Source organism: Kluyvera georgiana ATCC 51603 (assembly GCF_001654985.1).
Taxonomy (GTDB): domain Bacteria; phylum Pseudomonadota; class Gammaproteobacteria; order Enterobacterales; family Enterobacteriaceae; genus Kluyvera; species Kluyvera georgiana.
Genome location: NZ_LXEU01000056.1, coordinates 1 through 9,986, shown reverse-complemented (window position 1 = coordinate 9,986; position 9,986 = coordinate 1). Strand labels below are relative to the sequence as shown.

Sequence of the window (9,986 nt, the reverse complement as noted above, 5' to 3'; positions counted from 1 at the left end):
TATTGAGCTGATCATCGAAGACAGCTACTACAATATGCGCGAGAAGGTGGCGGAGCATCCGCATATTGTCGATATTGCCCAGCAGGCGATGCGCGATTGCGATATTGAGCCCGATCTCAAGCCGATCCGTGGCGGCACCGACGGCGCACAGCTGTCGTTTATGGGGCTACCCTGCCCGAACATTTTCACCGGCGGCTATAACTATCACGGCAAGCACGAGTTCGTGACCCTGGAAGGGATGGAGAAGGCGGTGAAGGTGATTGTGCGTATCGCTGAGCTGACGGCCAAGCGCAGCTAGCCCGTAATAAAACCCGGCGTAGATTTGAGCCGGGTTTTTTTATGTAGGCCGGATAAGGCGTTGGTCCGGTCGTTTATTCGGCGAAGAACCAGTATCCGCTGTTGACCAGCGCGGTCAGCATCACCAGGAACGACGGATCGTCCAGCGCCTCACCGAAGTGCTGACTTTCCAGCATAATACTGCCCGCCATTGCATCCAGCGCATGCTGGTGCGGTGAGTCCACTTTCTCGCCGTTAACGAAGAAATCATCGCCAATGCGAATAACCCGCAGCCCGCCCAGACGCTGTAGCATGTCGCCCTGCTGGAGCGCGTCGTAAATTTCATCCGGCTGATACGGTGGCTCCGGCGGCGCAACGTCAAGCTCGTGGCGCGACTGGCTGATAAATTCCCCCAGCCACTGCTGGAAATGCTCAGGCTGCTGTATAAGCCCCAGCATCATATCGCGCAGACGATCCACCTCTTGTGGCAGCAGATCTGCCGGGTGATCGCGCGCCGGAACGTCCGGGTCGCTGTAGTGCTGGTTGCCCAGATCGCGTTGCAGAATATAGTCGGCAAAACCGCTAATCAGCTCGCGGCTGTTTGGCGAGCGGAAACCCACGGAATAGTTGAGCGAGTTTTCCAGCGCATAGCCTTCGTGCGGGAATCCAGGTGGAATATAGAGGATATCGCCGGGCTCCATCTCTTCATCAATGATGGCGTCAAACGGCTGCACCTGGAGCAAATCCGGGTGTGGGCAGTGTTGCTTGAGCGCCGTTTTCTCGCCTACGCGCCAGCGGCGACGGCCGGTGCCCTGGATAATAAAGACGTCATACTGATCGACGTGCGGACCAACGCCGCCGCCAGGCACGGAGAAGGAGATCATCAGATCGTCGATGCGCCAGTCGGGCAGGGCGCGGAACGGGCGCATCAGCGCGCTGGAAGGTTCGTGCCAGTGGTCAACGGCCTGAACCAGCAGCGACCAGTTGCTCTCTCCCAGATGATCGTAGCTTTCGAACGGACCGTGGCTGACCTGCCAGTCACCGTCAAGATGACTCACCAGTCGGCTATCGACCTCATTTTCCATCGCCAGACCAGCCAGTTCATCCGGTGAAATGGGGTCAATAAAATTGGCGAAGCCGCGTTTAAGCACGACCGGGCGTTTTTGCCAGTAGCGCGCCAGAAAATCGGGCCAGTTTAACGTTAAGTGGTATTCCATATGACTTTTTCCGCAGCAGATGTATGTCCGGATTATACATCTTATTCACAAAACTACCCCTGCTGCGGAAACAGAATTTACCCTTCGTGACCGTCCAGATTCTGATGACCGAAGATCGCTTCCATTTTCGCGCCGCCGAGGAGGCTATCGCGAGCCACGATCTGCCCGTCGTACTGTTCGACAATATCGCGGGCGACGGCCAGGCCAACGCCCTGGCCTGGCCGCATGGTATCGGCGCGCTGGCCGCGGTCGAACACGATATCGCGCTTGCTCTGCGGAATGCCTGGCCCATCATCCTCAACGATAATATGCAGATAATCATCGGTCTGACGGGCGGAAACCTCGACAAATTCAAGACAGTATTTACAGGCGTTATCCAGCAGGTTACCCATCACTTCCATAAAGTCGTTTTTCTCGCCGGCAAAGGTAATTTCCGGTGAAATATCCAGCGTGATATTGACCCCTTTGCGCTGGTAGACCTTATTCAGCGCGGAGGTCAGGCTATCCAGCAGCGGCGCCACGGGGTGCAGTTCACGGCTGACCAGCGCATTGTCGGTGCGCATACTGGCACGATGCAGATAATAGCCAATTTGCTGCGAGATACGGCTGATTTGCTCGAGCATCACCGGTTCTGCCTCGCTGACGCTGATTTTTTCGCTGCGCAGCGAACGCAACGAACTTTGCAGCACTGCCAGCGGCGTTTTCAGGCTGTGCGTCAGGTCGGTGAGGGTGGTGCGATACTTATCATAGCGCTCGCGCTCGCTTTTCAGCAGCCGGTTGAGGTTGCGAACCAGGCTCGTCAGCTCGCGGGTGGTGTCCGGGTTGAGGTGTTCACGGTGGTGATCCTCTAGTTCACGCACTTCACGGGTGAGGTCGGCGATAGGGCGCAGGCTCCAGTGCGCGGCAATCCATAGCAGAGGAATGACCAGCAGCAGGTTGGCGGCCAGCACGTAGGAGAACCAGCTCCAGACCATGTAGGAGCGTTTAAGCTCAATGGGGACAGTGTCCACCACCACGATGGTGAGTGCGGGCATCGTACTGGTCGCCGGGTAGCTATTGACGGCCACCGAGTGCGTCATCTCGGAATCATCACCTGCTTGCTGCATTTCGGTGAGTTCTTTTTGAATCTCGTGATTGCCGTGAAGCAGCGTGCTGGAAGACGATGCATTGGCTTCAATCTCATAAAAGCCATTGCCTTTCAGCCACTCGGGTTGAATGCTTTGGATCAGCCACGGCAGATTTTTTTGCTGCCACAGCAATTTACCCTTGTCGTCGTAAATCAGCGCAACCGTCGGACCCTGCATATTGAGATTATCGGGAATCTCAACGTCCAGGACATTATTTTCCCATTTGGCGAGGGTATAGAACAGGTTGCTCTCGCCGCGTAGCAGACGAAAGGTCGTTTTATCAAAGCTGACGCTGTAGCCTACCAGCGCCACCATGCCGTAGGCCAGCGACAGAACGATAACCACGGCGGCCGTCGCCAGCAGAAATCGCATCCGCAGCGACAGCGGCAGAATATGCCGTCGGATATTTTTCATTCGCGAAGTTCGAACAGATAGCCCTGGCCGCGTACGGTAATAATGACGTCCTGCGGGTACTGGGCCTGAATTTTTTTACGCAGGCGACCCATCAGCACATCAATAGTGTGACTTTCGCGCAGCTCGGCGTCCGGATAGAGCTGAAGCATTAAAGAATCTTTACTGACCACTTTGCCATTATTACGGATCAGCGTTTCCATAATGGTGTATTCGAAAGCGGTGAGTTTGATCACTTCTTCATTGATGGACAGCTCGCGGCGTGAAAGGTCAACCTGGAACGGTGGCAGGGAGATCACCTGCGAGGCGTGGCCGCTGTTACGACGCATCAGCGCCTGCATACGGGCGGCCACTTCTTCAATATGGAACGGCTTGGTGACGTAGTCGTCGGCCCCCGCGCTCAATACTTCTACTTTGTCCTGCCAGCTTTCACGTGCGGTCAGCACCAGAATCGGCAGTGAAATATCGTGGCTACGCCAGCGGCGAATCAGCGACAGGCCGTCTTCGTCCGGTAACCCGAGGTCGACAATAGCAATATCGGGAATGTGCTCGCCTAAATAATAATCTGCTTCCTTCGCATCTTCTGCGGCATCCACTTGATGGCCCATTTCCTGGAGCTGAACTTTCAGGTGATGACGTAACAGAGCGTTGTCCTCTACGACGAGTACGCGCATGCTGTTTCTCCATTAAATTAACGACGTGAATAGTTTAACGCTGATTATGTCGTTATGGAGATAAACATTTATTAAATTGGTGGGAAAGTCCCCTTCTTCAGAACGAAGAAGGGGATAGAGCCGGGATTATTTCAGCTCGTCGACCATGGTGATGGCGCGGCCGATATAGTTCGCCGGGGTCATTGCCTTCAGGCGGGTTTTTTCTTCTTCCGGCAGCGCAAGGCCGTCGATGAACTGCTTCATGCCTTCGGCATCGACGCGTTTGCCGCGGGTCAGCTCTTTCAGCTTCTCATACGGTTTCTCGATACCGTAGCGACGCATTACGGTCTGGATCGGCTCAGCCAGGACTTCCCAGTTGTGATCCAGTTCGTCCAGCAGACGATCGCGGTTCACTTCCAGTTTGCTCACCCCTTTCAGCGTGGACTGATAAGCGATCAGCGCATAGCCGATACCCACGCCCAGATTACGCAGTACGGTAGAGTCGGTCAGGTCACGCTGCCAGCGGGAAACCGGCAGTTTACTGGCCAGATGCTGCAATACGGCGTTGGACAGGCCCAGGTTGCCTTCGGAGTTTTCGAAGTCGATTGGGTTGACCTTGTGCGGCATGGTGGACGAACCAATCTCGCCGGCGATGGTTTTCTGTTTAAAGTGATTCAGCGCAATGTAGCCCCACACGTCGCGATCGAAGTCGATAAGGATCGTGTTGAAACGAGCGATACAGTCAAACAGTTCGGCAATATAGTCGTGCGGTTCGATCTGGGTGGTGTACGGGTTCCACTGAATGCCCAGCGAGGTGACGAACTCTTCGCTGAACTGGTGCCAGTCAACCTCTGGATAGGCAACAATGTGGGCGTTGTAGTTACCGACCGCGCCGTTGATTTTGCCCAGAATTTCGACCTGGCCGAGCTGACGGAACTGACGTTCCATACGGTAAGCGACGTTCGCCATCTCTTTACCGATGGTGGATGGCGTGGCAGGTTGACCATGGGTACGGGAGAGCAGCGGGATATCGCGATACTGTACCGCCAGATCTTTAATGGCGTCGATAATCTTACGCCAGTACGGCAGCACCACGTCTTCACGTGCGGTTTTCAGCATCAGCGCATGGGACAGGTTGTTGATGTCCTCGGAGGTGCAGGCGAAGTGGATAAACTCGGATACGGCGTGTAATTCAGGCACAGCCGCCACTTTTTCTTTCAGGAAATACTCGACCGCCTTCACGTCATGGTTGGTTGTACGCTCGATAGTTTTAATACGCGCAGCGTCTTCTTCACTGAAGTTGGCTACGATGCTATCAAGGTAACCGTTTGCGTCGGCAGCAAAAGCAGGAACTTCCTTGACGGCTGCGTGTGCGGCCAGCTTTTGCAGCCAGCGTACTTCGACTTGTACACGGAATTTCAGCAAACCATATTCGCTGAAAATCCCGCGCAGCGCGCTGACTTTATCGCCGTAGCGTCCATCGACAGGGGAAACGGCGGTCAGTGAGGATAATTCCATAGATCACAACTCCGGGGTTAAATGAGCAAGAATTTGTTTTGCCTGAGCAGTCAGGCGATTACGAGAAAACATCAGCTGCAGACGTCCACCGCCGACCTGGTGCCACAGAACAGCAGAGCGGATCCCGGCCAGCAGCGAGGCACGAACCTTGGCCTGAACCTGCGGGCTTTGCAGCACTGCAGGAGAGCCGGTGACCTGAATACGCGGGCCGAGCGGGCTGATGACGTCAACATAGATACCCGCCATGGCGCTCAGCAGGGTATCGGACTGTAAATCAAAATGGTCGAGCTGGCGCTGTAACCCATTGATGCGGTTACCCAGCGTGTCCATGGCGCCTTTCGCGGCGGCGAGCTTCCGCTCAAGCACCATCAGGCTAAGAGTATAGCGGGTTAACTCGGCGTTCAGACCCTGACGGCTGCTGGCATTGAGCACGCCGAGTAGGGTTTCCAGGCCGAGACGAAGATTTGCTTCGCTGCCACCGAACACGCCCAGCGCGGAATCTGGGTTGAGGTCGATAACGCTGTTCAGCGAAACGTGTAACGCCTCGCCGTCGCAGTGCCCCTGATGGGCCAACTGCTGCACCAGACGGGCTGACTGGCAAATTCCCGCCAGCGCCAGGGTGATGTCATAGTAATTCTTCGCCACGCTAACTCCTTGTTGGCGCCTGCCCGACGGCGCGACGCCAGGCAGACTGTGTTACGCCCTACTCAGGTGAGGGCTTTATTCCACTGGCAGCGGCAAACGCTGCTCAATCACGCCGCCACCCAGGCAGATTTCACCGCGGTAAAACACGGCGGACTGACCAGGGGTGACCGCGGCAACAGGTTCATCAAAACGAACCTCAATACGTTCTTCATCCAGTGCGGTCACGGTGCAAGGGATATCCGTCTGACGGTAGCGGGTCTTCACCGTGCAGCGGAAGGTACCGGTGACCGGCTCGCGATCGACCCAGTGCAGCTGTTGGGCAATCAGACCCACCGACATCAGACGCGGGTGATCGTGACCCTGAGCGACAACCAGAATGTTGTTCTCGACGTCTTTATCGACGACATACCACGGATCTTCGCTGCCTTCTTTGGTGCCGCCGATGCCCAGACCTTTACGTTGACCCAGCGTGTGGTACATCAATCCCTGATGGGTGCCAATCTCTTCGCCATCAACGGTGATGATTTTACCCGGCTGCGCGGGCAGGTAGCGGCCGAGGAACTCGCGGAATTTGCGCTCGCCGATAAAGCAGATACCGGTAGAGTCTTTTTTCTTCGCGGTGATGAGATCCAGCTCTTCGGCGATTTTACGCACCTGCGGCTTTTCCAGTTCGCCAACCGGGAACAGGCTTTGCGCGATCTGTTCGTGGCCCAGGGTATAAAGGAAGTAGCTCTGGTCTTTGTTGCCATCAAGGCCACGCAGCAGCTGGCTCTTACCGTCGACGTCAGCACGGCGCACGTAGTGGCCGGTGGCGATGTAGTCGGCGCCGAGATCCTCTGCGGCGAACTCCAGGAAGGCTTTAAACTTGATCTCTTTGTTGCACAGGATGTCCGGGTTCGGCGTGCGGCCCGCTTTGTACTCCTGCAGGAACAGTTCAAACACGTTGTCCCAGTATTCGGCAGCAAAGTTCACGGTGTGCAGCTCAATGCCGAGCTTATCGCACACCGCCTGCGCATCGGCAAGGTCGGCGGCGGCAGTACAGTATTCCTCGCCGTCGTCTTCCTCCCAGTTCTTCATGAACAGGCCCTCCACCTTATAGCCCTGTTGTTGTAACAGGTAGGCGGAAACGGAGGAATCAACACCGCCGGACATGCCGACGATCACTTTTTTCTGGCTTTCTGACATTGGAATACTCACGACATTGGACTTCAAGGCGGCATATTCTAGCACGCAGCCCGTTACTTGGCACCCTCGGTAAACGGCCAGTTAAATGCGCCGATTAATGACAGCGGATAGCGCTCGTCCTGCTGATAGCAACGGATGCTTTCAGCCACCAATGCCGAGCGCAGGTTTTTAGCCTGAAGGATCTCTTCCGCGCTGACCCAAAGGCAGCGGTCGATATCACTATCGTGCGGCTGGGTAGGGCAAATTTCGCTGAGTTCAATAGCAAAAAGGAAACGCAGAAACGGCGTGCGGTCCGGTGCAATCCACTGGTGCAGACGAATAAAGTGTTGCGGAGTCGCGCGAATGCCGGTCTCCTCCCACAGTTCGCGCTCGGCAGCCTGTACCAGCGTTTCATCCGCTTCAAGATGGCCTGCGGGTTGGTTCCATAACGCTTTACCGTTGATGGTTTCTTCAACGACGAGAAATTTGCCTGCGGCGTGAACAATACAGGCAACTGTAACGTGGGGTTTAAACATGCGTCGGCATCCTTATCGGGCGAGAAAGAAGATAAGGATATAAAGAAGGAGAGGGGAAAATCAAACGCCTGTTCTACATCATCATGACGCTCTGCTGATGGCGAAGCGTCACCGTGATTTGTGGTGCTGAAAACCCTGGCGACATCAGCTAACCGGTTCCTGGAAACAGCTAAGCGTATTGTTGTCCCTGATATTTCCAGGCATCCGTTGCCGGAAGAAGGCTATCCGCGCTCGCCGTCGGCTTCACGCCACTCGCCGTTACCGAGGTTATCCAGCGTATAATCGCCCATGGCATAACGAATTAATCGCAGCGTCGGGTAACCCACGTGGGCGGTCATCCGCCGGACCTGGCGATTGCGGCCTTCATACAGCGTGACTTTCAGCCAGGCGGTCGGGATCGACTTGCGCTCGCGTATCGGTGGGTTACGCGGCCACAGCCAGTCGGGAGCGTCCACGCGTTCGATACCGGCCGGCAGCGTTGGCCCATCGTTCAACGTGACGCCATGCCGCAGCGCGTCTATGGCCTCTTCCGTCGGTTCCCCTTCGACCTGCACATAATAAATTTTTCCCGTCCGCTTGCCCGGCTGCGTAAGTTTGGCCTGCAGGGCGCCGTCGTTTGTTAACACCAGCAGGCCTTCACTGTCGCGGTCAAGACGCCCGGCAGCGTACACATTCTGTACGGGAATAAAATCTTTCAGCGTGCTACGGCCTGCTTCGTCGGTAAACTGCGGCAAAACATCATAGGGTTTATTGAACAGAATGACGCGTTTTGGTTGGTTATCCCGGCGCGGCTTAGCGGCTTGTTTTGAGCTGAATCGCTCAACTCGGTGTTTTCTAAAAGAAGTTTTAATCATAGTATTTTCAGGCTTTATAGATTCGCGCATTATAGCCTAAGAACGAGAGTCTTTCATGGCGCCAAACAATCAGGTAGTATTGACAGGCTTATTACAAAACATTAACAAAAATGCTCTAACTCTTTGTGTTGCAGGAAGACGGTAAGACAGTGCATCTCCAGACTCGGTGGAGTGGGTGTAGTAGCGGCAAGAACCTGTGGCGTAAAGGATGACGAGCACACCAGTAGCGCTCGAAGGAGAGGTGAATGGAAAGCAAAGTAGTTGTTCCGGCGGAAGGTCAAAAAATCACCCTGAAAGACGGCAAGCTGAATGTGCCACACAATCCGATTATCCCATTTATTGAAGGCGACGGTATCGGCATTGACGTGACTCCGGCAATGCTGAAAGTGGTTGATGCCGCTGTTGAGAAAGCCTACAAAGGCGAGCGTAAAATTTCCTGGATGGAAATTTACACCGGGGAAAAATCCACTCAGATCTACGGCCAGGACGTATGGCTGCCAGCAGAAACGCTGGATCTTATCCGTGATTACCGCGTTGCTATCAAAGGCCCACTGACCACGCCAGTTGGCGGCGGCATTCGTTCTCTGAACGTTGCGCTGCGTCAGGAACTTGACCTGTACGTTTGTCTGCGTCCGGTTCGTTACTACCAGGGTACCCCTAGCCCGGTTAAACACCCAGAACTGACCGATATGGTTATCTTCCGTGAAAACTCCGAAGACATCTACGCGGGTATCGAATGGAAAGCGGACTCTGCTGACGCGGAGAAAGTGATTAAATTCCTGCGCGAAGAGATGGGCGTGAAGAAAATTCGCTTCCCGGAACATTGCGGTATCGGCATCAAGCCGTGCTCCGAAGAAGGGACCAAGCGTCTGGTGCGTGCGGCGATCGAATATGCGATCACCAATGACCGTGACTCCCTGACCCTGGTGCACAAAGGCAACATCATGAAGTTCACCGAAGGCGCGTTCAAAGACTGGGGCTACCAGCTGATTCGCGACGAATTCGGCGGCGAACTGATCGACGGCGGCCCGTGGCAGAAAATTAAGAACCCGAACACCGGCAAAGAGATCATCATTAAAGATGTGATCGCCGATGCGTTCCTGCAGCAGATCCTGCTGCGTCCGGCAGAATACGACGTTATCGCCTGTATGAACCTCAACGGTGACTACATTTCTGACGCCCTGGCGGCGCAGGTTGGCGGTATCGGTATCGCACCGGGTGCCAACATCGGTGACGAGTGCGCACTGTTCGAAGCGACCCACGGTACCGCACCGAAGTATGCAGGCCAGGACAAAGTGAACCCAGGTTCTATCATCCTGTCCGCAGAAATGATGCTGCGTCATATGGAATGGTTCGAAGCGGCTGACCTGATCGTTAAAGGTATGGAAGGCGCTATCAACAACAAGACCGTGACCTATGACTTCGAACGTCTGATGGAAGGCGCTAAGCTGCTGAAATGTTCAGAGTTTGGCGACGCGATTATCGCGAATATGTAATCCACTTGCTGGGTTAGTGATAAACGGGAGCCGGTTGGTTCCCGTTTTTATTATTAGAGTTCGAACGGCTATCAACCGTTTATCATGTA

10 protein-coding genes are annotated in these 9,986 nt (G+C 55.0%); 2 read left to right on the top strand and 8 right to left on the bottom strand.

What is annotated here, in order from left to right:
- A partial coding sequence (locus tag M989_RS14120; protein WP_157093557.1) for a M20/M25/M40 family metallo-hydrolase occupies positions 1 to 298 on the top strand: 298 nt, incomplete at its 5' end.
- Between the two features lie 73 nt (positions 299 to 371).
- Here M989_RS14120 and M989_RS14115 read toward each other — a convergent pair.
- The 8 genes from M989_RS14115 to rluE all read right to left on the bottom strand — a co-directional run bounded on the left by M989_RS14115 (position 372) and on the right by rluE (position 8,431).
- Positions 372 to 1,493: a ribosomal protein uL16 3-hydroxylase gene (locus tag M989_RS14115; RefSeq protein WP_064546352.1), complete on the bottom strand. Its 1,122-nt coding sequence runs from the start codon at positions 1,491 to 1,493 to the stop codon at positions 372 to 374.
- A 77-nt stretch (positions 1,494 to 1,570) separates the two neighbouring features.
- Positions 1,571 to 3,034: a two-component system sensor histidine kinase PhoQ gene (gene phoQ / locus M989_RS14110; protein ID WP_064546350.1), complete on the bottom strand. Its 1,464-nt coding sequence runs from the start codon at positions 3,032 to 3,034 to the stop codon at positions 1,571 to 1,573.
- A complete protein-coding gene (phoP, locus tag M989_RS14105; RefSeq protein WP_064546348.1) occupies positions 3,031 to 3,705 on the bottom strand; it encodes a two-component system response regulator PhoP in 675 nt (224 codons plus the stop codon). Before phoP ends, phoQ begins: the two co-directional genes overlap by 4 nt.
- A 126-nt stretch (positions 3,706 to 3,831) precedes the next feature.
- Complete coding sequence (gene purB / locus M989_RS14100; RefSeq protein WP_064546345.1) at positions 3,832 to 5,202, bottom strand: adenylosuccinate lyase; 1,371 nt, start codon at positions 5,200 to 5,202, stop codon at positions 3,832 to 3,834.
- A gap of 3 nt (positions 5,203 to 5,205) precedes the next feature.
- Positions 5,206 to 5,847: a high frequency lysogenization protein HflD gene (hflD, locus tag M989_RS14095; protein WP_064546344.1), complete on the bottom strand. Its 642-nt coding sequence runs from the start codon at positions 5,845 to 5,847 to the stop codon at positions 5,206 to 5,208.
- A gap of 75 nt (positions 5,848 to 5,922) precedes the next feature.
- Complete coding sequence (gene mnmA, locus M989_RS14090) at positions 5,923 to 7,032, bottom strand: tRNA 2-thiouridine(34) synthase MnmA (RefSeq protein ID WP_064546342.1); 1,110 nt, start codon at positions 7,030 to 7,032, stop codon at positions 5,923 to 5,925.
- 53 nt (positions 7,033 to 7,085) lie between these two features.
- A complete protein-coding gene (locus tag M989_RS14085; protein ID WP_064546340.1) occupies positions 7,086 to 7,547 on the bottom strand; it encodes an NUDIX hydrolase in 462 nt (153 codons plus the stop codon).
- 221 nt (positions 7,548 to 7,768) lie between these two features.
- Positions 7,769 to 8,431: a 23S rRNA pseudouridine(2457) synthase RluE gene (rluE, locus tag M989_RS14080; RefSeq protein ID WP_074398800.1), complete on the bottom strand. Its 663-nt coding sequence runs from the start codon at positions 8,429 to 8,431 to the stop codon at positions 7,769 to 7,771.
- 215 nt (positions 8,432 to 8,646) lie between these two features.
- Here rluE and icd point away from each other — a divergent pair, with 215 nt between their 5' ends.
- Positions 8,647 to 9,897, top strand: coding sequence for an NADP-dependent isocitrate dehydrogenase (gene icd, locus M989_RS14075; protein ID WP_064546336.1), 1,251 nt, complete (start codon positions 8,647 to 8,649; stop codon positions 9,895 to 9,897).
- The last annotated feature ends 89 nt before the right edge of the window (positions 9,898 to 9,986 follow it).

Coding starts and splice junctions, on each gene's coding strand:
- M989_RS14115 (WP_064546352.1), bottom strand. CDS start 1,493: ATGGAATACCACTTAACGTTAAACTGGCCCGATTTTCTGGCGCGCTAC.
- phoQ (WP_064546350.1), bottom strand. CDS start 3,034: ATGAAAAATATCCGACGGCATATTCTGCCGCTGTCGCTGCGGATGCGA.
- phoP (WP_064546348.1), bottom strand. CDS start 3,705: ATGCGCGTACTCGTCGTAGAGGACAACGCTCTGTTACGTCATCACCTG.
- purB (WP_064546345.1), bottom strand. CDS start 5,202: ATGGAATTATCCTCACTGACCGCCGTTTCCCCTGTCGATGGACGCTAC.
- mnmA (WP_064546342.1), bottom strand. CDS start 7,032: ATGTCAGAAAGCCAGAAAAAAGTGATCGTCGGCATGTCCGGCGGTGTT.
- M989_RS14085 (WP_064546340.1), bottom strand. CDS start 7,547: ATGTTTAAACCCCACGTTACAGTTGCCTGTATTGTTCACGCCGCAGGC.
- rluE (WP_074398800.1), bottom strand. CDS start 8,431: ATGCGCGAATCTATAAAGCCTGAAAATACTATGATTAAAACTTCTTTT.
- icd (WP_064546336.1), top strand. CDS start 8,647: ATGGAAAGCAAAGTAGTTGTTCCGGCGGAAGGTCAAAAAATCACCCTG.